We start from the raw sequence: 20789 nt of genomic DNA on the forward strand, positions 1-20789 counted from the left end.
TAGCATTCGCAAAAGTATTGACATTCGACAATCTATTTGTCATTTGCCAGGTACTGGGTATAAGGTCGGCTAAAGCCGGCAACCCAATTACTGAGGGTTGTTGACTTCAGTCAACCTTTTGTCGTGAACCAGTTACTGAGTAAAAGATCGGCTAAAGCCGACAACCCAAATACTGAGGATTGTTGATTTCAGTCAACCCTTTTGTCATTGGTCAGTTAATCAGTAATAGGTCGGTTACAGCCAACCACCCAATTGCTGAGGGTTATTGGTTTCACTCAACCTTTTGTCGTTACCAAGTACTGAGTATAAGGTCAGCTTGAGCGCTCAATCCTTTGACTTGTATTTTTCTTTTTAAATTTTACGCAAATCCTATGCATGAAAGGTTAAAATAATCAGCTCAATTTTGTAGAGAATGATTATGTACTCACAAGGGTTAACTGATGCCAAAGGTCAAGAGGAACCAGCTGATTTGTTGGCTGAGTTTCAAGCTAAAATAGATCGTGAAGAAAAAATAGAGCCGCGTGATTGGATGCCAATGGCCTATCGAAAAACTTTGATCAGACAAATGTCGCAACATGCTCATTCAGAGATAGTGGGGCAGTTGCCTGAAGGAAACTGGATCACCCGTGCGCCGACGTTGAATCGAAAAATGATATTGTTGGCAAAGGTACAAGATGAAGCAGGTCATGGTTTGTACATTTATTCAGCCACAGAAACATTGGGAGTGAGTCGAGATCAATTAACTGATGAACTGCTGACCGGTAAAGCCAAGTATTCATCTATTTTTAATTACCCGACACCCTCTTGGGCAGACATGGGGGCGATTGGTTGGTTGGTCGACGGTGCTGCAATCATGAATCAAGTGCCATTGTGTCGCTGTTCATATGGACCTTATGCACGTTCAATGGTTCGCATCTGTAAGGAAGAGAGCTTTCATCAACGTCAAGGCTATGAAATCATGACCGTACTGGCCAGAGGGACCCAAGCCCAAAAAGACATGGCACAACGTGCACTGAATCGAACTTGGTGGCCGTCTTTAATGATGTTTGGTCCCAGCGATAAAAATTCTACACATTCAGCCCAATCTATGAAATGGAAGATCAAAAGATTCAGTAACGATGAATTGCGTCAAAAATTCATTGATGCCACGGTGCCACAAGCTGAACATTTGGGCTTAACCATTCCTGACCCTGATCTTAAATGGAATGAAGAAACGGGTCATTATGATCATGGTGAAATTAATTGGGATGAATTGTTTCAAGTTATTAAAGGCAATGGGCCTTGTAACAAAGAGCGTTTACAGGCGAGGATTGATGCACATGAAAATGGCGAGTGGGTCAGGGAAGCCGCGCAAACATACCAACAAAAACAGAACAACCAACACAATGAGGCCGCTTGATGTCTGAGATGAAATTATATGAAGTGTTTATTCGAGCCAAGTCAGGCTTAAACCATCGACATGTGGGGTCGTTGCATGCCAGTGATGCACAAATGGCATTGCTCAATGCCAGAGACGTTTATACCCGCAGAAAAGAAGGGGTGAGTATATGGGTGGTCGAAGCGGAAAAAATAACAGCTTCAAACCCAGAACAAGAACATGAATGGTTTGACCCTGCTGAAGACAAGGTTTATCGCTACCCAACTTTTTACCCATTAGACAAAGAAGTGGAAAACATGTAATGGCAACTCAAATTAATAACAAGGCATTACATACCTATTTATTGCGATTGGCAGACTCGTCATTGACTATGGGTCAACGATTGGCAGAGTGGTGTGGACATGGACCGTATTTAGAGGAAGATGTGGCTCTAACCAATGTTTCGTTGGATTTGATTGGTCATGCACAGATATTTTATCAATTGGCGGTCGCCTTAAGCGATGATTCGCAAACAGCTGATGATTTGGCTTTTCTGCGTGACTCCCACGAATACCGTAACCCAATCATCACCGAATTACCAAAAGGTGATTTTGCTTACACGACATTGAAACAATATTTTATTGATGTCTTCAGTGTGCAGCTCTATCAAGCGTTATCAAAATCAAGTTATGAACCTTTGTCATTGGCAGCGCAAAAGGCTTTGATGGAAGTTAAATATCACCTCAAAAGAAGTGAGGCATGGGTTGAACGGTTATCGCTCAGTACCGATGAAGCCAAAGTGCGGATGCAAAAAGCCCTGAATGATTTGTGGTTTTATACCCCTGAATTGTTTGAAACTGATGCGGCATTGAATGAGTTAATTGAACAAGGGGTGATCGCTGATTTGTTGGCGTTAAAAACGAAATGGAATGAACAAGTAAAAACACTGCTGCAAAGGTGCCAACTTGAAATACCTGAATCTGGTTGGGTGGCCACTGGTGGTTTAGCTGGAGAACACTCAGAACATTTAGGCTATATGTTGGCAGAAATGCAGTTTCTACAGCGCGCCTACCCAGGTTGTGAGTGGTGATGACATTCAATGCCAAATCAATGACTGAAAATCAAGTGTTAACCGCAGATGCTATCTATCAATTACTGGCAGAAGTTAAAGATCCAGAAATACCAGTAATCAGTATTCAAGATTTGGGTGTGTTGCAACAAGTTAAAATTCATGAGAACTCAGTCCACGTGGGCATCATCCCCACCTATTCGGGCTGCCCTGCCATGCATGCCATCAAAACAGACATCAAAGCCGCTTTGTTGGCTCATGCTGATTACTATGGAATTGACCGTGTGGTGGTCGAATTACTTGATAAGCCGGTATGGACCACAGACATGATCACTGACAAAGGCAAAGCTGCCATGTTGGCTTATGGCATTGCACCGCCACTCAATGCAGGTGAACAGTCGATTAATTGTCCTCAGTGTGGATCAGATAACACCCAGTGTATCAGTGAATTCGGGTCAACGGCTTGTAAAGCTTTGTACCGATGTAACCGTTGCTTAGAACCTTTCGATTATTTTAAATGCCATGCATAAATTTCATTCATTAACGATTAAATCCATACAAACTCAACCTAACGCTGTTATTTGGACACTAGACATTCCTAATCACTTGGTCGCTGAATATGTCTATATAGCGGGTCAGCATTTAACCTTTAAAGCGCAAGTCAATGGTGAGGAATTGCGCCGCAGCTATTCCATTTGTTCATCACAAAATCGCAACAATGAATTGGATGTGCTGATAAAAGCCGTGGACGATGGGCGTTTTTCACAGTTTGCCCAAAATGTCAAAGCAGGCAGCCAGATTGAAGTATTGCACCCAAGCGGTCACTTCATGCTAGTTCCACAAGAAAAGGCTCATTATGTGGCCTTTGCAGCTGGGTCTGGCATCACTCCGGTGATGGGTATGATATATGCCACTTTGGAACAAACCCAAACAGCTGAGTTTGTGTTGTTTTATGGTAACAGCAAAACGTCAGATGTTTTATTACATGAACAAATTGCCAATTTAAAAGATCGTTTTGGTCCTCGTTTCAGTGTTCATTTTTTCTTGACCCAACAAAAAGTTGACATGCCTTTATATCAAGGGAGATTCGATCATAAAAAAGTAAATTTAATTAATAAGTATATGCTGCAAGGCATTGATTCAGATGGCTATTTTGTATGTGGCCCAGGGGCAATGATAGATCAAGTATGCACCGCACTTAAGGCTGTTGGTATCGATGAAAAATTAATTCACAACGAACGATTCCTCAGTGATGGACAAGAGATTTCGCCATCTGCAAAAACAATTAACGAAGATGCCGGTGTAACAGTAACCATTGATGGTGCCAATCATGAATTTAATTTAATGGCCGGTACTCAAGCCACATTACTGGAATCTGCAGAATCAGCCGGAGTGGATTTGCCTTATTCATGTAAAGCAGGAGTCTGTGCCACGTGTCGCTGTAAATTGGTTGAAGGTGAGGTGGAAATGATCAACAATTACTCCTTGGAGGAGTGGGAAACCAAAGCAGGTTATATTCTCAGTTGCCAATCAGTGGCTCGCTCAAGTAAAATCCACATCTCTTTTGACGAGTGACCCTAATGAGCGAAGCCAAAATTTCCAACTATTCTGAAATCGGAAAACTGAATACCGTGATCATTCATGAGCCTGGTGCTGAAATGGAGAACATGACTCCAGAAACAGCCCATGAGGTATTGTATGACGATATATTGACTTTGGATTTGGCGCTGAGGGAACATGCGCAACTGTCCGGTGTTTTGAACAAAGTGACTGAAAATGTACTCGAATTCAAAACTTTATTGCCTGATGTCTTGGAAGACCCCAAAGTGAAACTGGATTTGTTGCAAGATGTCTGCGCGTTACATGGCCACAATGAGTTGGTTGATGATTTGATGTCATTTGATGCTGCTGATTTGTCGACTCAACTTTTTCAGGGCACTTTATTAAAGAAAAATACACTTGAAAGGTATATCAGTCCATCTAGGCATGCCATTCCACCATTACCCAATGCGTTTTTTACTCGTGATGCCGTGATGTGTGTATATGACAAAACCATCATTGGGTCGATGGCCCATCGTGTGAGATTAACTGAAGCTTTATTATTAAAATCTATTTTTAATAACCACCCTAAATTAAAAGGACAGGGTTTTCATTTTGATGGAACCAAAAGAAAGTCAGAACAGCTGACGATTGAGGGTGGTGATTTGCTGGTGATTAGGGATGATTTATTGGTCATTGGGTATTCGGAACGCACGTCTGCCAGAGCCATTGATCGAATGGCAGAGAAACTTTCATTGGGTCGCGAGAATTTAGATATCGTGGTGGTTGAGCTGCCAAAAATACGAGCCACCATACATTTGGACATGATATTCACCATGTTGGACGTGGATACTGTTATGAATTTTGCACCTTTGATTACTGGCGCTGGAAAATGCAAAGCTTTCCACTTAAGTTGTACCAACGGTAAAATCAATTATATCAATGAATATTCTGGCTTGCCCAAAGCCTTGAGGTTGTTTGGTTTAGAGTTGAATTTTGTCAACTGCGGCGGCGATAATCCATTTTCCCAAGAACGCGAACAGTGGACCAGTGGTGCCAATTTCTTTACCTTTGCACCGGGTCACGTCATTGGTTATAAACACAACAAAGCAACTTTGGAAGCCTTGAATAAAGCAGGCTTTGAAATCGTTGATGCCAATGACATCATTACAGATAAGGTACAGCTACCCAAGGGTAAAGCAGCCGTGGCTATGGATGGTTCTGAATTATCACGGGGTGGTGGCGGTTGTCGTTGCATGACCATGCCTGTTCACCGTGATGCAGTTAATTGGTAAAAAAGATTACTAGCTACTGGTCAGTAGTTTTTTAGCTTCATTCATAAACACTTTTCTTTTGAACAGCAGCTGCAGTTGGGTACCTCCCAACTGTCGCCACAAAATAGCCGCTCGAATTCCTGCAAGTAATATGGCCCGTATTTTTTCTGTTATGGCTTGATCTTTCAAGTGAAAAGGTTGACCAGCAACGATTACCCTGGGCTGCATTTGGCTGATGGTTTTTGAGTATATTTGAGCCAGTTTAGCAACCACTGAATTGTTGAATGGTTCTTCGGAATTTTGTAAAACCTTGGAGTCGCACAATCCTTTCTCAATGATGTCCATCATCTCTGGCCTTTGTTGTAATTTTGCTGCCAAAGACAATAGGGTGATGGTGTATTTTATGACGTTGATGTAATAACTGTCTTTATTGAAAGATTTGATCAAAGTATTCAAGCCCAGGGCCAAACCAGAAATGTCGTTATTGAAAATATCTTCAGTCGAAGGAGCATCAATTTTATATAAACTATTGAGGCTGACTTCCCAACTCTTGTTGTCACGGACTGCACCTGAATTGGCCAATTCATGTGCCAGGATGGCTGATTGATAAACAGCAGCTAAAGCAATGGTTTGTTCTCTCATTTTGTTCTTAATTCACAAGTTGAAGTTAATAAATTTGATGATTCAATGATGGCGCCTCCTAGGCACACATCACCATCATAAAATACAATGGATTGTCCAGGTGTAATCGCCCTTTGTGCTTCGTCAAATTTCACTGAAATTGAATCATGTTCATGGTAAGTTACCTCACAAGCTTGGTCGGCTTGGCGGTAGCGAATTTTTGCATGGCATTTTAGTGGAAATTGAGGTGCTGTGGAAGAGACCCAACTGACGTGTTTGGCAATCAAGTGATGATCGAGCATCAAGTCTTCATGGTCACTTTGAGCCGCAATAAGCCGATTGTTCTGGTGTTGCTTGGCGATTACAAACCAAGGTTCTGCACGGGCATTTTTTACCCCACCTATACCCAGTCCTTGACGTTGGCCAATGGTGTAATACATTAAGCCATTGTGTTTGCCAATGATGTCACCGGCTGGATTGACAATGTCACCAGGGTTGGGTTTAAGATATGTAGCTAAAAAATCTTGGAATCTTTTTTCACCAATAAAACAAATGCCCGTTGAATCTTTTTTATTAAAAACATCCAATCCTAATTTTTCAGCAATCGCTCTGACCTCTGGCTTTTCAATTTCACCCACAGGAAACAGTGTTTTAGACAGTTGATATTGATTGATGGTATATAAGAAATAACTTTGGTCTTTATTTTGATCCAATCCTTTCAATAATTGGTACTCACCCAAATTTTCTGCTTTGCGCACATAATGACCTGTGGCCATCATGTCAGCGCCCAGATCATCGGCATGATCTAAAAACGTTTTGAACTTGATTTCACGGTTACACAAAATATCAGGATTTGGTGTGCGTCCTTGTTTATATTCTGCCAGAAATTCTTCAAACACATGGTCCCAATATTCAGCTGCAAAATTTCGTCGGTGAAGTTTAATGCCCAATTGGTCACTGACTGACTGGGCATCCTTGACATCTTCATCTGCAGTACAAACTTCTTGGGTGTCATCTTCTTCCCAGTTTTTCATAAACATGCCTTCGACCTGATAGCCTTGGCTTTTTAGTAAGGCTGCGCTGACTGAGGAGTCAACGCCACCGGACATTCCTGTGATGACTTTCATTGAATTATTTTTGACTGAATAAATGGTTAATCATAATAACTGAACACATCTGTGTCAGTTTTCTTGCCGTTGATATGGTGGTCAATGTGATGCAATACAAGAGGGGATCTCAAGCGATTGAGGTTTTCGGCCACTTCATCCCGGGTCATCCAAATGGCTTGGATGATGCCATCATCTAGTTGTTGGTTGGGATCAAAAGACACCGCTTTACCTGCAAAACATGATCGCAAGTAATGTTTGTCGCTGTTTGGACTGGTCCATTGCGAAAATTCAATCAAATGCTGAATTTCAATGTGCCATCCCGTTTCCTCTAAGGTTTCTCTGACTGCTGCCTCCATCAATGTTTCGCCTTGTTCCAAATGACCGGCTGGTTGGTTTAATATTTTTTCACCATAAATATCTTCTTCAACCATGAGGAATTTGCCATCATCTTCAATCACTGCAGCCACAGTAACTCGGGGCAACCATCCTCGACTCATACTTTTTTACCTATCCACTTCACACCTAAGTACATGCCAATCGTTGCTGCAACAATGGCGATCCATGGAGACATACCAAAACTGACAGGGATGATGCCAATCATCACAGCAAAACCTCCTGAATACATGGCATAGGGGATTTGTGTTCTTACATGTTCTATGTGATCACAGCCGGAGGCCATAGATGAAAGAATCGTGGTGTCCGATATCGGGGAACAATGATCTCCCCAAACTGCACCTGCCAAAATTGAAGCAATGGTCAGATAAATAATGTAAAAATGCTCAGGGTCCAGTAAATTCTGAGCGTCCAATAAATTGTAAGTAACGGGAACAATCAACGGAATTATAATACCCATGGCACCCCAACTGCTACCTGTACCAAACGCCGTCAAGGCTGCGATTATAAATGTAATCAATGGAATCCAATGCACAGACAAAAAGTCTTTAACCGAATCTGAAATGTATTGGCCCGTTTGTAATTGTTCGCTCACGGCTGATAAAGACCAAGCCAAGATCAGAATGACCATCGCCAGTAACATGGGCTTAATGCCTCTGTACCAAGCATTGACGGTTTGTTCTAAAGTTAATATCCCTTGAATTACACTCAGTAAAGCGGCAATCAAAACACCAGCAGTGGTACCCCAAACCAAGGCTTTGTAGGAGTCAACACTGTTACTGTAAATGACCTCTTTGAACGTCTGTTCTGGGTTGTTGAAATCTATGCCAGTGTAATAAATGCCACCCATAACAATCAAAATCATGGAGACAATAGGAAGTATGGCATTGATGGCTCTTTGCGGTTTGCCTTCAACGGGCAAAATTTCATCTTTGTCATGTGTGATTTCAGTGGCGTTGTGAACTGTTTGTTCACGAGCTTTAAGTTCAGCATGGTACATGGGTCCAAAATCGCGACCACTGCTGGCAATTATAATGGTCAGGAACAAAGCCAATATGGGGTAAAAACTGTATGGAATGGTTTGAATGAACACCGCATACCCACCCATATCTGTATATCCTACTGATTCTAGTGCATCACCGATTAACCCGACTTGAAAACCCACCCATGTGGTTACCAATGCAAGACAGGCTATGGGCGCGGCTGTGGAGTCTACTAAATATGCCAATTTTTCACGGCTAATTTTCATTTTATCAGTCACCGGACGCATGGTATTGCCCACGACCAGGGTGTTGGCATAATCATCAAAAAAGACACTCATGCCCATCCCGATGGTTGCCAGTGAAGCACGTTTAACATTATTAGCCCATCTTAAAATTAAATTGACCACGCCTTGCATGCCACCATTTCGTGAAATGATGCCAACCATTCCACCAATCATTAAAGAAAAGATGATAATGGATGAATGTCCTGAGTCTGCCATTGCATTGACCGCAAATACTTGAACGGTTTGTAATGGAGCAGCGAAAAAAGACTGCACGTCCAGTCCGCCAATGATCCAAACACCAATAACCAAGCCAGTAAACAATGCAGGAATCACCTGCCTGAAAGCCAAAGCGATTGAAATGGCCAACAAGGGTGGCATCACAGAGAGCCAGGTTCCAGCGAAGGGAACAACAATTTCTGCAGGGTCTTGCGCCATAGCTGCCGCATTGAACAGTATTAAAAACAAGGAAATAAGAGATTTATTTAAAGTTAAATGTGGCATTTTTAAGTTTTAATTTATTATTTTGAAAATTGATTTTAGCATCCTTTGGCATTTAATTCATTAAGCCGATTTATGGTGCCAACATCACTCCATTTGCCGCCATGAAATTGTGCGGTTGCACGATTTTCTGCGATGGCTTTTTTAATCAAAGGAACCACACTGAATGCTTCTCCTGTTTTCAATCCATTAAATAATTTGGGGTGAAAAACACCAATACCTGAATAGGTATAAGTTTTTTGATTGTTTTGTTTTAACATCAGTTGATCACCTGCCAAGCTGAAATCGCCTGTTGGGTTGTGATCCGGATTTTCGACCAAAACCAGATGTACCCATTTAGCTGGTCTGAGTGGTAGCAACATTTGAAAATCAAAATCTGTAAATACATCGGCATTAACAGCAAGAAAGGGTTTGGGGCCCAGTAAAGGCAAAGCATTGAGCATACCTCCGCCTGTTTCCAAAGCATGCGCTCCTTCATCAGATATGGAGACCGCAATAGTTTTCGGTGAATATTTATTGGCATAATCAATGATTTGTTGTTTGAGCCAAGAAACATTAATGACGGTTTCAGTGATGCCTGCCTGTTCCAGGTGATTGAAATGGTGAGCCAGTAAAGGTTTGCCTTGTACTGCTGTTAAGGGCTTCGGTGTGTGGTCGGTCAAAGGTTTAAGCCTTTCTCCACGGCCAGCTGCCAAGATAAACGCTTTCATGGGTTGTTGATTATTGAGGGTTGTAACTCAGCAAGTAAAACGCCAAAATCAGCCAACTCATGGTATTTATCACAAGTGGTAATCAGGTATTTCATGGTTCTTGGAATGTCATATAAGAATTGTTTTTTTCCATCTCTGTAATAAAGCCGACAGAATATACCAATGGCTTTCAGGTGCCGTTGTGCCGCCATCAAGTCAAACCATCGAATGAATTGATCGAATGAATGGTTTATTTGGTGTTTTTGTTGGTATTGGGTCAAGTAATATTTTACCCATTGATTAACTGATTCACTGGGCCAAGATACATAACAATCTTTCAACAATGAAGCCAAGTCATAAGTGATTGGGCCAACCACTGCATCCTGAAAATCGATGATGCCGGGTTGGTTGTCTGTTAGCATGATGTTGCGGCTGTGGAAATCACGGTGTACCAACACTTGGGGTTGTGAAGTGGCATTGTCTATCAATAAAGCATGGGTTTGTTTGAGGACTTTTTGTTGAGATTGTGATAATTCATGGGCCAAATGTTTACCAATAAACCAATCTGTGAATAATTCCATTTCTGTCAAAAGTGATTTTGCGTCATACAATGGCAAGGTGCCTTTGTCATCGACTGCTTGGAGGGCAATTAATTCATTGATGGCTTTGCGGTACAGTTCATCGGCAGTGTTTTCGGCCAATTCATCAAGCAACAAAGTGGAACCAAAATCACTGAGTAACATAAAACCTTTGTCAGGATTAAATGCAAAAATTTCAGGTACATTGATTTGCTGACTAAACAGCAGTTTTTGAACATGAATAAAGGGTGCGCAGTCTTCATGTTCTGGAGGTGCATCCATCACAATGAAACTTTTGTGGCTGTTTTCACTTTTTACTTTAAGGCGAAAATAACTTCTGAAACTGGCATCTTCTGAAGCTGGATTTAGGGTGAATTGCTTGGTTTCAATGATTTCAATCAACCATTGAATCAATTCGTCATTGCGACTGCTCATTGATTTCTAGATTTGCTTTGGAATTAGTTTGGACCAATTTCAGTTGGCTTGGATTTTTTAAGTACTGAAGTGATGACATGTTGGTGCTCAAAATAAACCAAGAAACCATCATACTCCCAGCGGGTAATGGGTGGATCGCCAACAGGGGCAGATTCGCTGATTGGATCACCAAACTGACTCCGGACTTGATTCATGGTTGATGACTTTTGTGGAACATCCTTACTTTGTTTTGCTTCGACCCGTTCGATCAATAAAACATCGGCATGTATAGATAAAGGGATGATGAATAAAATAGCAGCAAATATGAGGGTTTTCATAAGATTCAAAGCATTGGTAAAGGGTATATTCTATCAATTATTGCCATTGGATGTCACTGTTGTATACAGTGATAATGAGAACCCCGTTACAAAAGCATGTGATTGCTGGCTTGTATTAAAGGGTTGCTGGCTTGGTTGGGAAGTCTATTGGCCTGTGCTTTAACCATCTAAATCCAATCATTTATTTAATATAGAAAACTGTTTGTATTGATAAACATGTTTATTTAAAGGATTGAAGGTGAAGAAAAAAGGACAGTTTAAGTTTATTGGTTTCATGATGGACTGACAATCGTTATAATCCAACAATGAAGCAACTGTGGCTCTACATATTTCAAATCTATGTTTGGTTATTTATTTACCCTTTTTCATGGACATTAACTGTTTTGGTGGCAATCACCATCAGCGTTTTATCAATCATGGGCGCGGCTCAATTTGCGGGAAGGTATGTGGCCAGACCTTGGGGAAAAATTATTTTATGGATCACTCCGGTGAAACTCATAAAAAAAGGGACTGAAAACATCGCAGCACAACAATCTTATGTGGTGGTGGCTAACCACCAAAGCACCTATGATATTTTAGTTATTTATGGCTATTTACCTTTGGATTTCAAATGGGTGATGAAGATTGAACTCAGAAAAGTGCCATTTTTAGGGTTTGCATGTGAAAAAATGGGTCATATATATGTCGACCGCAGAAACCGCCAAGCATCTATACAAGCCATGGAAGCGGCCAAAGAAAAATTGATTGATGGTACCTCAGTGGTGTTTTTTCCTGAAGGGACGCGAAGCTCTGGCTCAAATATACTGCCGTTCAAGAAAGGGGCTTTCAGAATGGCAAAAGACCTGCAGTTACCCATTTTACCAGTGACTATACAGGGTGCTGACCAGGTTTTGGCCAGCGATGGTTTTTTTATTACGCCTGGTCAAATCAGATTAACTTTCCATCAACCCATTACAGTCAAGGAAATCAACACATCATCCACCAATGAAATCATTGATAGGGCGGAATGTGTCATCGCTTCGGCACTTTAATGGATTTGATTAAAAAATCTATTTATGAGTTGTTTGTGTTCTAGACATGACTCAACTTATAATATTCAACCATGACTACTCTTAAAAAAATAATAACTTTGATTTTTGTCTTACTGCTATTGCTTGTTGCAATCGCTGTAAGCAGTTTGAATGCCGAAGCGGTGTCTTTGAACTTACACTGGTACCAATTGAATTGGCCATTGGGGTTTACCCTTTTACTGTTCTCTAGTCTGGGAGTAGTATTTGGACTGGTAATGGGGTGGTTGTTTTGGACGTGGCCAGCCAATAAACAAAAAATTTATTGGAAAAGGGCTTATTTTAAACTCAAACAAGAACATGACCAGTTAACTGAGAAAGAACAAAAACAAATCACCCAGACATCCACCGAAGGACAGGTCAAAATTCCATGAACAATCCATTTTTGTGGACGTCTGTGGCTTTGCTGGCAGGTGTGTTGATGGGCTTGTATCTTGCCTATATGCTCAGAAGGACCAACACCAAAAGAACCTTCGAACAATTGAATCATCGGTATTTCAAAGGGTTGAATTACCTGCTTAATGACGAATCAGACAAAGCCATTGATGTTTTTATTCAATTGGCTGAAACTTCTCACGAAACCTTTGAGCCCCAATTGGCCTTAGGCAATCTATACCGACGCAAAGGTGAAGTTGATCGAGCCATCAAATTACACCAAGCATTGATCGCTCAGGCTGAATTGCCTGAGCGATATAGAACACGCGCTTTACTGGCAATAGGTAAGGATTACATGAGTGCAGGTCTTTTGGATCGTGCAGAAGTTTTGTTTTCCGAATTGGTGGAAATTGAAGCACACACACCTGAAGCCTTACAGTCATTGGTTGAAATTTACCAACAAGAGCAAGATTGGTTGCAAGCCATTAAATCCGCCACTCGATTTCAAAGTGCGACCCAACGCAATATGCAGGTACCCATTGCTCATTTTTATTGTGAGTTGGCGGAATTGGCGGTAGCACAAAATGACCAAATACAAGCCGAAAAATACCTGGCTTCAGCCTTAAGAATAGATAAGGATTCGGTCAGGGCGCATTTAATATGTGCCAATATACAGCAGTCCCAAAAACAATGGCAAGCAGCCATTGATGAATACCAACAGGCCATCAAAGCTGACTCTGCCTACATTCCGATTTTTATTGCTGATATGGCAGACTGTTATTTGTCTTTAAAACAAGGTGATTTGTTAGAGCAAAAGCTGCTGGAGTTAATGGATAACTACAACGGTGTTTCACCGGTTTTGACACTCTCTGAGTATTATGCAGAGGTCAAAGGCGTTGATTATGCTTCCAACTTTTTGAGTGAACAATTGAAGAAAAGGGCTTCATTCAAAGGTTTAAATGCGATCCTTGGTTTGAATGAAAAAGAATCAGGTGACAATGATTTCGTCTATATTGATGTGTTGAAGGAGTTGATCACCAAACTATTAAAAGGTAAGCCCAAATTACGCTGTAGAAAATGTGGTTTTGGTGCCAAATCATTGCATTGGCAATGCCCCAGTTGCAAGCATTGGGGCGTGGTCAAACCCATCCATGGACTTGAGTCTGAATAACCTTTGGGCCGTTTTGGCCATCAATGCTTTTTCTGTGGCCATGTTATTGACCTGGTACTCATATGGCTATCGTTCTGTGATTACTGACCATGCCAATAACAGAAGTTTACACCAGGGTAAAGCGGTAACAGGTGGTGGCGTTTTGATGTTTTTACCACTGTGTGTTTCCTTGTGGTGGATTAACCCAAGCTATTGGCCTGCTTATATATTGTTGGCCATTTCATTGTTGGGCCTGGCAGATGACAAATTTGATTTGTCGTTTAAATTAAGGTTATTGATCCAAACAGTGTTAATTGTCGTTTGCTTGATTTATTTTGAATTTGCTCTTGGTCTGTTATTTGTATTTTTGACTTTTGCTTGTCTTTGGTGGGTGAATTTATTTAATTTTATGGATGGTGCCAACGGAATGGCCGGACTGCATTCATTGGTGGTCGCTGTTTTTTATGGTTACATTTTCCAAGAAAGTGACATGGCTTTTGTATCCTTGAGTTTGTTAGCCACAGTCATTATTGTTTATTTGGTATTCAATCTTTACTTAAAAAGACTTTTTATGGGTGATTCTGGTAGCTTGCCCATGGCGATGTTATTGGCTATTTTTGCTTTTGATGCCCTTCAAAGTGGGCTGTTGTCATACTATCAAGTGGCACTTGTTCATGGTGCTTTTATTACTGATACGACACTGACTTTATGGGTTCGATTGAAAAAAGGGGAGAACATCACACAAGCCCATGCGACGCATTTATACCAAAGGTTGGTGAAAAGTCAGTCTGCTCATTCAACAGTTTCAGCGTTCTATGCCATAGTGACTGCTTTGCTGTGTTTGCTTGCCATTGCTATGGACGACAGCAGTCGAATGATACAAATATCAACCTTGATTATTTCTTATGCATTATTAGTGCTTATTTTTATGAAATATTTTCGTATAGGACGTTAAAATACACCCATGATCAATCGTGTACTACATTTGAGAATTGCCGTTGTCTGTCATGACTCCTTTATGGTTTGGTTGGCATGGATGCTGTGTTTTTTAATCAGGTACAGCTTGTGGCCAGAATCACCCCCTTTGGTTTACTGGTCGACTGAGATTCTGATTGTCATTGTTACGCAAAGTATCATCAGTTTTATGTTTAACATGTACCGGGGCTTGTGGCGTTTTGCCAGCATGCCTGATCTGATCAATTTAGTTAAATCTGCATCCGTTGGTACTTTGACCATTGCTTTGTTTTTCTTTTTATTCAATCGTTTGGAAGGCATTCCTCGCAGTGTTTTATTGATGTATCCGGTGCTACTGGTTATTTTATGGGGTGGGCCTCGCATTACTTATCGAATGTGGAAAGATAAATACTTTAACCTAAGAACCAAAAACATTCCTCGGGCAGTCATTATTGGAGCTGGGAACATAGCTGACCTCTTTATCCGCAACGCAGTCAGTAATAAATCATGCCATGTTATATTTATCATTGATGATCATTCTGAGTTCAAAGGGACTCAATTACGCGGGGTGAAAATAAAATCAGGCATCAACCAGTTAAAACAATGGGTTGAAGACTGCCACATTGATTTGGTCATTATCGCTGAACAAAAACCCAGTTCAGATTTGATTAAAAGTGTGGTTGATCAATTGGCAGAAAGTGAATGCACCATTCGTGTGGCTCCTGACCCTGATGATTACGAAAATAATTTAGTAAATTTCAATCAATTACAACCCATTACAGTAGAAGACTTATTGGGTCGAGATAAAGTTGAATTGGATTGGGCCGAAGTGGCCAGTTACATTAAAAACAAATCTGTTATGGTCACCGGAGGTGGTGGTTCTATTGGTTCTGAGCTGTGTCGTCAATTGGCACGATTTGGGGTAAGTAAACTGAGTATCGTTGATCACTCAGAATACAACCTTTATGCCATAGATAAGGAATTGTCTGAATCAGATTTGGTGGTTAACTCGCACCTGTGTGATGTGACCAACCATTCTCACTTGTTTCATATTTTTAAATTGGCTAAACCAGACGTGGTGTTTCATGCAGCGGCTTATAAACATGTGCCTTTATTAGAATCACATGCCTGTGAAGGTTTCTTAAACAATGTGATGGGAACTAAAAATGTCGCAGATTGTTGTGCTGAATTTGCCGTTGATAAAATGGTGTTGATATCAACTGATAAGGCGGTCAATCCTTACAGTGTTATGGGGGCAACCAAACGTTTGGCTGAAAAATATTGTCAACTGATGAACGAAACGGTAGAGACAGAATACTTGACGGTCAGGTTTGGAAATGTTTTGGGATCAGCTGGTTCGGTCGTTCCTTTGTTTGAACAACAAATAGCCAGCGGTGGTCCAGTGACTGTGACCCATGAAAAAATAGAACGTTATTTTATGACAATCGAAGAAGCGTGCCAGTTGATTTTACAAAGTCTGGTGTTGGGTAATGAAAATGATGTGCTGGTTTTGGATATGGGAAAACCAGTTAAGATCATGTCCTTGGCTGAGAGAATGATAGCGCTTTCAGGTAAATCCAAAGACATTAAAATCACAGTGTCTGGTTTACGTTCTGGTGAAAAATTGTATGAAGAGTTGCATTATGACATTGAAACTTTGGAAGCCACCAGGGTACAAAAGATCAGCGCCGTTAAACACACCCATAAGCAACCACACCATTTGGTCCAAGATATATTGGCTGGGCAGAAAGCCGCTGTTAAATTTGAGCAAGACCAATTGAGAAAAGTACTGTGCAAGCTGGTTCCAGAATTCAAGAATCATGAATTACAATTGCTTAAATCCACTCAACACACAACTGAACAACAAAAATCATGAAAAAAATAACCAAAGCCGTGTTCCCTGTAGGAGGCATGGGTACTCGATTTTTGCCAGCCACCAAATCAATCCCCAAAGAATTACTGCCAATCATCGACAAGCCTTTGATTCAATACGCAGTAGAAGAAGCCTTAGAAGCAGGGATCAGTACATTGATTTTCATCACCAGCGCAACCAAACATGCTATCAGTGATCATTTCGATCCGATGCCTGACCTCAGATCAAGGTTTATTGATGAAGGAAAACCCCATTTGGCCAAAAAGTTAGACACTTTGCCTCTGGAAATTCAACGGGTATTTATTCCACAAGGCCAACCTTTGGGCTTGGGTCATGCCGTTTTACAGGCTGAAAGTCTTATTGAAGAAGGAGAGATGTTTGCTGTTTTGTTGGCTGATGACTTTATAGAAGCGAAGAATAATCCTTTAAGCCGATTAATTGAAGCCGCCACAAGCAACCAAAAGCCCACCATCAGTGTTGAAAAAGTTTCGGATGACAGGATAGGCAGTTATGGAGTCATTGGTGCAGGACCTTGGGATTTAGATGTAACTCAAGTCAGTAAAATTGTTGAAAAACCAAATGCCAAGGATGCACCGTCAAATTATGGAGTGATTGGCAGGTATGTATTGCCTCAATCGGTTTTTTCAGTGCTGCGTCAAACAGAAATGGATCACAACCGTGAAATCCAATTAACAGATGCCTTGCAGCACATGATGCAGGTCAATGGTTTACAGGCCGTGAAATTGTCTGGGCAGCGTTTCGATTGTGGCAGTCAAGAAGGGTTTGTATTGGCTAATTTACATGTGGCCATGCAAAACAGTCAACTCAAACAACAAATCATGGCTTATTTGTCTAAGTGAGAATGATCAAAAGCATCGGGTAACAAATCACCGATATTTTTACTGACGAACTTTCCTGCGCTGGTTTCTAGATGAACCTTGGTTTCTTTACTGCCGTGCTCGAAGATAATTTGCCTGCATGCTCCACATGGCGGGCAGGCTTGTCCCTTTTTACCTATAACCAATATGTCTTTGATTTTAGTGCCACCATTTACAATCATTTGCGAAACGGCTGATTGTTCTGCACAACAGCCGATTGGATAGGCCGCGTTTTCAACATTACAACCTATATGGACCTGGTCTTGGTCATCTAAAATGGCCGCACCAACTTTGAAATTGGAATAAGGCGAGTAGGCTTTTTTATGAGCCATTTTTGCTGCTTCGAATAAGGCTTCTAATTTCATTTTGCTTTGGGTAAATAGTAAATTTCTGGTAACTGACGCAGTTTTTCCTCCAAATCCATGCCATAGCCAAATATATAGTGATCTGGAATGTTCATGGCCACATAATCAGGTTTGTAATCGGCATAAGTGCGGTCGTGCTCTTTGTGAATCAACACCACTGAAGAGGCTGATTTGGCTCCTTTTTTTAAACACCAAGCATGCGCAGCCGCTAAAGTATGTCCTTCGTCGTAAATGTCATCACATAAAATCACATGGTGATTTTCCATATTAATTTCTGGCTGGTATTTCCAGACTAACTGGCCGCCAGTTTGGCTTTTGCCATAACGCGATAACTGCAGATAATCCATTTCCATGTCTAAATTTAATCGTGTCGCCAATGAGGATGCAAAAATCATGCCACCATTCATAATGGTTAAAAAAGCCACTTCCTTGCCTGCAAAATCTTGATTAATTTGCATGGCGAGTTTATCAATGGAGCTGTTGATTTCCTTCTGATTAATCAGCACTTGGCTGTTGGTTGGTAATATTTTGCTATACATGATGTTAATGGTTTCTCAGTCGTTAGAAAGTTGGTAGAATAATCTGTTTCCACCCATGAGAATAAAATGATCAAAAAAACGATGACCTTACTCACATTCCTGTTGATGAATTCTATGGTTTATGCCGAAAGTATGCAAGGTCAGCCTGCGCCTACTTTTAACTTGGCTGATCAATCTGGTAAGTTACACCAATTGGCAGATTATCAAGGTCAATATTTAGTGGTCTATTTTTACCCCAAGAATGACACAAGTGGATGCACCATTGAAGCCAAGGCATTTCGTGATAATTATGCTTTATTAAAAGAAATGAATGCCGATGTGTTAGGTGTTTCACTGGACGATGCTGATTCTCACCGTGCTTTTATTGACAAGTATGATTTACCATTTAATTTATTGGTGGATGCCGACAAGCAAATGTCACGAGACTATGGGGTCGATGGTGGCATGGCTTTTTTCAGCTATGCAAAAAGACAAACTTTTATCATTAACCCAGAAGGTCAAATCGCTGTACATTTTGAAGAAGTGAATCCAAGTACCCATGCTGAGCAAGTGATCACTGCCATAAAAAAATTACAATCTGAGTCGATTTCACAACAAGCTGATCACGATAAAAATGACCAAGTCAGTGTCACTGAAGTGATTGATGGTGCTGCAGTTTTTGGACAGCAATGGCCAACTGAGGCCACCAATAAAGTGACCGTTGCCACTGCATTAGGCCAACCTAATGAATACACCACAAGCAATCATGTGATCACAGGAAATGTCACACGAGTTTGTCAGAAAAAAGGTTGTTGGATGATTTTAACCGAAGGTGATGATTTTGCCCGTGTGGATTTTAATGACCACTCATTTTTGATCCCAAAAGATTCAAAGGGCCGTGCTGAAGTCTATGGACGTTTGGTTGAAAAAGAATTGTCTGAGCAAGAAAGGGCCCATTATGCATCGGAAGGTTCTGGTCAATTGCCAGCCAAAAGTTATGAAATTGTGGCTGATGCGGTAAAAATATTCGGTTCTTGATTTCAAGAACCTATAAAATTCATAAAAATAGAAGGAGCGTGTGGTGGAAGGTGTAATAGGTATATTGCTGTCACTTGGATTGTTGATGTTTTTGGCTTACAGAGGGGTCAGTGTAATAATATTAGCCCCAGTGTTGGCCATGTTGGCTGTGGTGTTGGCAGGTGAGGGGGGACAAATGTTGGGTATTTATACCCAAATATTTATGACCAAAATGGGTTCATTTGCGATCAAGTATTTTCCAATATTTTTATTGGGTGCCATTTTTGGTAAGTTAATGGAAGATTCTGGATCTGCCAAAGTGATTGCCAAATCAATCATTAATTCTCTCGGCACCAAACATGCCAGTTTGGCCATAGTTTTGGCCTGTGGTTTATTGACATATGGTGGCGTTTCCGCATTTGTGGTGGCCTTTGCTGTTTACCCGTTGGCTGCCGCATTGTTTCGTGAAGCAGAGTTACCCAAACGCTTTATTCCAGCAACCATTGCATTGGGTGCTTTCACCTTTACCATGACTTGTTTGCCTGGAACTTCGCAAATTCACAACATCATTCCAGTCAGTTACTTTGGTACTGACATGTATGCTGCTCCGGTGATTGGCTTGTCTGCTGGTTTGGCCATGATGCTCGGCGGCTTGTGGTGGATCAACCGACGCATCAATGCGTATAAAGCGGAAGGTTATGGTGATAATCACAGCAATGAACCTATATTGGTTCAAGAACAAAACTTGCCAAGCATATGGGTGGCGTTGATGCCCATTATTGTGGTTGTATTGGCTAACTTTTTATTGCAGAAAATGGTGATTCCAGCTTGGAACACTGAATATTTGTCAGCCGATAAATTTGGCAATATGGACGTGAGTAAAGTCAAGTCAATTTGGTCAATGATCATGGCATTAATCATGGCAGTCATTACAGTAGTGGCTTTGAATTGGAACAAGTTTTCCGATGTCAATGGCAGCATGACCAAGGGCGCAATGGGCTCCATGTTACCTACTTTCAATACAGCATCAGAAGTGGGTTATGGGGGTACCATTGCTTCACTGGGTGCTTTTTTACTTGTCAAAGATGCAGTGATCAATATTTCACCTGAAAACCCTTTGATTTCAGAAGTGGTTGCAGTGAATGTTTTGGCAGGTATCACCGGTTCTGCTTCAGGTGGATTGACCATTGCTTTGGAAGCCTTGGGCGGCACCTATGCACAACTGGCTGAACAATTTAGCATCAATCCAGAATGGATGCATCGATTGGCTTCTATGGCTTCAGGTGGCTTTGATTCTTTACCTCACAATGGAGCGGTCATTACATTGTTGACCATTTGTGGTTTGTCTCATAAACAGTCATATAAGGACATATTTATGGTTTCATTGGTGATTCCTGTAACAGTCACTGCTGTTACCGTTGGCATATTAAGTTTTTTGATTTAGTG

The 20789-nt window shown here is 41.1% G+C and carries 23 protein-coding genes; 14 read left to right on the plus strand and 9 right to left on the minus strand.

The window, feature by feature from the left end; all coding sequences use genetic code 11:
• Positions 1-418: 418 nt before the first annotated feature.
• From paaA to CCS90_RS10405, 6 genes are read left to right on the plus strand one after another with little or no spacing between them, the layout of a single operon-like run.
• Positions 419-1399: a 1,2-phenylacetyl-CoA epoxidase subunit PaaA gene (gene paaA / locus CCS90_RS10380; protein ID WP_099019722.1), complete on the plus strand. Its 981-nt coding sequence runs from the start codon at positions 419-421 to the stop codon at positions 1397-1399.
• A complete protein-coding gene (gene paaB, locus CCS90_RS10385) occupies positions 1399-1680 on the plus strand; it encodes a 1,2-phenylacetyl-CoA epoxidase subunit PaaB (RefSeq protein ID WP_099019499.1) in 282 nt (93 codons plus the stop codon). Before paaA ends, paaB begins: the two co-directional genes overlap by 1 nt.
• Positions 1680-2447, plus strand: a complete 768-nt coding sequence (gene paaC, locus CCS90_RS10390) for a 1,2-phenylacetyl-CoA epoxidase subunit PaaC (RefSeq protein ID WP_099019500.1) — start codon at positions 1680-1682, stop codon at positions 2445-2447. The genes paaB and paaC overlap by 1 nt, the downstream gene beginning before the upstream one ends.
• A gap of 20 nt (positions 2448-2467) precedes the next feature.
• Positions 2468-2956, plus strand: a complete 489-nt coding sequence (gene paaD / locus CCS90_RS10395) for a 1,2-phenylacetyl-CoA epoxidase subunit PaaD (protein WP_099019723.1) — start codon at positions 2468-2470, stop codon at positions 2954-2956.
• Positions 2949-4001, plus strand: a complete 1053-nt coding sequence (locus CCS90_RS10400) for a 2Fe-2S iron-sulfur cluster-binding protein (protein WP_099019501.1) — start codon at positions 2949-2951, stop codon at positions 3999-4001. Before paaD ends, CCS90_RS10400 begins: the two co-directional genes overlap by 8 nt.
• A gap of 5 nt (positions 4002-4006) precedes the next feature.
• Entirely contained in the window at positions 4007-5260 is a 1254-nt protein-coding gene (locus tag CCS90_RS10405) for an arginine deiminase (protein ID WP_099019502.1), read from the plus strand.
• Positions 5261-5269: 9 nt separating this feature from the next.
• On the opposite strand, the gene hflD is transcribed toward CCS90_RS10405, so the two are convergent.
• The 7 genes from hflD to CCS90_RS10440 are packed head-to-tail and all read right to left on the minus strand — an operon-like array spanning position 5270 to position 11146.
• Entirely contained in the window at positions 5270-5881 is a 612-nt protein-coding gene (gene hflD / locus CCS90_RS10410; RefSeq protein ID WP_099019503.1) for a high frequency lysogenization protein HflD, read from the minus strand.
• Entirely contained in the window at positions 5878-7011 is a 1134-nt protein-coding gene (gene mnmA / locus CCS90_RS10415; protein WP_306475087.1) for a tRNA 2-thiouridine(34) synthase MnmA, read from the minus strand. Before mnmA ends, hflD begins: the two co-directional genes overlap by 4 nt.
• Positions 7012-7013: 2 nt before the next feature.
• Positions 7014-7466, minus strand: a complete 453-nt coding sequence (locus CCS90_RS10420; RefSeq protein WP_099019505.1) for an NUDIX hydrolase — start codon at positions 7464-7466, stop codon at positions 7014-7016.
• Positions 7463-9130, minus strand: a complete 1668-nt coding sequence (locus CCS90_RS10425; protein WP_099019506.1) for a Na+/H+ antiporter NhaC family protein — start codon at positions 9128-9130, stop codon at positions 7463-7465. The genes CCS90_RS10420 and CCS90_RS10425 overlap by 4 nt, the downstream gene beginning before the upstream one ends.
• Before the next feature lie 35 nt (positions 9131-9165).
• A complete protein-coding gene (gene murU / locus CCS90_RS10430) occupies positions 9166-9837 on the minus strand; it encodes an N-acetylmuramate alpha-1-phosphate uridylyltransferase MurU (RefSeq protein ID WP_099019507.1) in 672 nt (223 codons plus the stop codon).
• Complete coding sequence (locus CCS90_RS10435; protein WP_099019508.1) at positions 9834-10829, minus strand: aminoglycoside phosphotransferase family protein; 996 nt, start codon at positions 10827-10829, stop codon at positions 9834-9836. Before CCS90_RS10435 ends, murU begins: the two co-directional genes overlap by 4 nt.
• 23 nt (positions 10830-10852) lie before the next feature.
• Positions 10853-11146 (minus strand): hypothetical protein, encoded by a 294-nt coding sequence (locus CCS90_RS10440; RefSeq protein WP_099019509.1) that lies wholly within the window; start codon positions 11144-11146, stop codon positions 10853-10855.
• A 305-nt stretch (positions 11147-11451) separates the two neighbouring features.
• On the opposite strand from CCS90_RS10440, the gene CCS90_RS10445 reads away from it, so the two are divergent.
• The 6 genes from CCS90_RS10445 to CCS90_RS10470 all read left to right on the plus strand — a co-directional run bounded on the left by CCS90_RS10445 (position 11452) and on the right by CCS90_RS10470 (position 17425).
• A complete protein-coding gene (locus tag CCS90_RS10445; RefSeq protein WP_099019510.1) occupies positions 11452-12177 on the plus strand; it encodes a lysophospholipid acyltransferase family protein in 726 nt (241 codons plus the stop codon).
• Between the two features lie 71 nt (positions 12178-12248).
• Positions 12249-12587, plus strand: coding sequence for a LapA family protein (locus tag CCS90_RS10450; protein ID WP_099019511.1), 339 nt, complete (start codon positions 12249-12251; stop codon positions 12585-12587).
• Complete coding sequence (gene lapB, locus CCS90_RS10455) at positions 12584-13759, plus strand: lipopolysaccharide assembly protein LapB (protein WP_099019512.1); 1176 nt, start codon at positions 12584-12586, stop codon at positions 13757-13759. Before CCS90_RS10450 ends, lapB begins: the two co-directional genes overlap by 4 nt.
• Positions 13746-14693, plus strand: a complete 948-nt coding sequence (locus CCS90_RS10460) for an MraY family glycosyltransferase (protein ID WP_162846896.1) — start codon at positions 13746-13748, stop codon at positions 14691-14693. Before lapB ends, CCS90_RS10460 begins: the two co-directional genes overlap by 14 nt.
• Positions 14694-14702: 9 nt before the next feature.
• A complete protein-coding gene (locus CCS90_RS10465) occupies positions 14703-16568 on the plus strand; it encodes a polysaccharide biosynthesis protein (protein ID WP_099019513.1) in 1866 nt (621 codons plus the stop codon).
• The gene (locus tag CCS90_RS10470) at positions 16565-17425 is read left to right on the plus strand and encodes a UTP--glucose-1-phosphate uridylyltransferase (RefSeq protein ID WP_099019514.1); all 861 of its coding nucleotides are present in this window, start codon (positions 16565-16567) and stop codon (positions 17423-17425) included. The genes CCS90_RS10465 and CCS90_RS10470 overlap by 4 nt, the downstream gene beginning before the upstream one ends.
• On the opposite strand, the gene cdd is transcribed toward CCS90_RS10470, so the two are convergent.
• Together cdd and CCS90_RS10480 are read right to left on the minus strand one after the other, a co-directional pair.
• Positions 17410-17808: a cytidine deaminase gene (cdd, locus tag CCS90_RS10475; RefSeq protein WP_099019515.1), complete on the minus strand. Its 399-nt coding sequence runs from the start codon at positions 17806-17808 to the stop codon at positions 17410-17412. The two genes, CCS90_RS10470 and cdd, sit on opposite strands and share 16 nt — an antisense overlap.
• Entirely contained in the window at positions 17805-18347 is a 543-nt protein-coding gene (locus CCS90_RS10480) for a hypoxanthine-guanine phosphoribosyltransferase (protein ID WP_099019516.1), read from the minus strand. Before CCS90_RS10480 ends, cdd begins: the two co-directional genes overlap by 4 nt.
• A gap of 66 nt (positions 18348-18413) precedes the next feature.
• On the opposite strand from CCS90_RS10480, the gene CCS90_RS14955 reads away from it, so the two are divergent.
• Complete coding sequence (locus tag CCS90_RS14955; protein ID WP_133566530.1) at positions 18414-19364, plus strand: DUF4920 domain-containing protein; 951 nt, start codon at positions 18414-18416, stop codon at positions 19362-19364.
• Between the two features lie 43 nt (positions 19365-19407).
• Positions 19408-20787: a GntP family permease gene (locus CCS90_RS10490; RefSeq protein ID WP_099019517.1), complete on the plus strand. Its 1380-nt coding sequence runs from the start codon at positions 19408-19410 to the stop codon at positions 20785-20787.
• Positions 20788-20789 lie beyond the last annotated feature (2 nt).

It is taken from the genome of Marinicella litoralis (assembly GCF_002591915.1).
Taxonomy (GTDB): domain Bacteria; phylum Pseudomonadota; class Gammaproteobacteria; order Xanthomonadales; family Marinicellaceae; genus Marinicella; species Marinicella litoralis.

Bases quoted from the DNA above. Each gene is read 5' to 3' on its own strand.
- cdd (WP_099019515.1), bottom strand. From the start codon at position 17,808: ATGAAATTAGAAGCCTTATTCGAAGCAGCAAAAATGGCTCATAAAAAA.
- CCS90_RS10400 (WP_099019501.1), top strand. From the start codon at position 2,949: ATGCATAAATTTCATTCATTAACGATTAAATCCATACAAACTCAACCT.
- paaC (WP_099019500.1), top strand. From the start codon at position 1,680: ATGGCAACTCAAATTAATAACAAGGCATTACATACCTATTTATTGCGA.
- paaB (WP_099019499.1), top strand. From the start codon at position 1,399: ATGTCTGAGATGAAATTATATGAAGTGTTTATTCGAGCCAAGTCAGGC.
- paaD (WP_099019723.1), top strand. From the start codon at position 2,468: ATGACTGAAAATCAAGTGTTAACCGCAGATGCTATCTATCAATTACTG.
- CCS90_RS10470 (WP_099019514.1), top strand. From the start codon at position 16,565: ATGAAAAAAATAACCAAAGCCGTGTTCCCTGTAGGAGGCATGGGTACT.
- murU (WP_099019507.1), bottom strand. From the start codon at position 9,837: ATGAAAGCGTTTATCTTGGCAGCTGGCCGTGGAGAAAGGCTTAAACCT.
- CCS90_RS10420 (WP_099019505.1), bottom strand. From the start codon at position 7,466: ATGAGTCGAGGATGGTTGCCCCGAGTTACTGTGGCTGCAGTGATTGAA.
- CCS90_RS10405 (WP_099019502.1), top strand. From the start codon at position 4,007: ATGAGCGAAGCCAAAATTTCCAACTATTCTGAAATCGGAAAACTGAAT.
- CCS90_RS10450 (WP_099019511.1), top strand. From the start codon at position 12,249: ATGACTACTCTTAAAAAAATAATAACTTTGATTTTTGTCTTACTGCTA.
- CCS90_RS10435 (WP_099019508.1), bottom strand. From the start codon at position 10,829: ATGAGCAGTCGCAATGACGAATTGATTCAATGGTTGATTGAAATCATT.
- CCS90_RS10480 (WP_099019516.1), bottom strand. From the start codon at position 18,347: ATGTATAGCAAAATATTACCAACCAACAGCCAAGTGCTGATTAATCAG.
- CCS90_RS10465 (WP_099019513.1), top strand. From the start codon at position 14,703: ATGATCAATCGTGTACTACATTTGAGAATTGCCGTTGTCTGTCATGAC.
- paaA (WP_099019722.1), top strand. From the start codon at position 419: ATGTACTCACAAGGGTTAACTGATGCCAAAGGTCAAGAGGAACCAGCT.
- CCS90_RS14955 (WP_133566530.1), top strand. From the start codon at position 18,414: ATGATCAAAAAAACGATGACCTTACTCACATTCCTGTTGATGAATTCT.
- lapB (WP_099019512.1), top strand. From the start codon at position 12,584: ATGAACAATCCATTTTTGTGGACGTCTGTGGCTTTGCTGGCAGGTGTG.
- CCS90_RS10425 (WP_099019506.1), bottom strand. From the start codon at position 9,130: ATGCCACATTTAACTTTAAATAAATCTCTTATTTCCTTGTTTTTAATA.
- hflD (WP_099019503.1), bottom strand. From the start codon at position 5,881: ATGAGAGAACAAACCATTGCTTTAGCTGCTGTTTATCAATCAGCCATC.
- CCS90_RS10445 (WP_099019510.1), top strand. From the start codon at position 11,452: ATGAAGCAACTGTGGCTCTACATATTTCAAATCTATGTTTGGTTATTT.
- CCS90_RS10440 (WP_099019509.1), bottom strand. From the start codon at position 11,146: ATGAAAACCCTCATATTTGCTGCTATTTTATTCATCATCCCTTTATCT.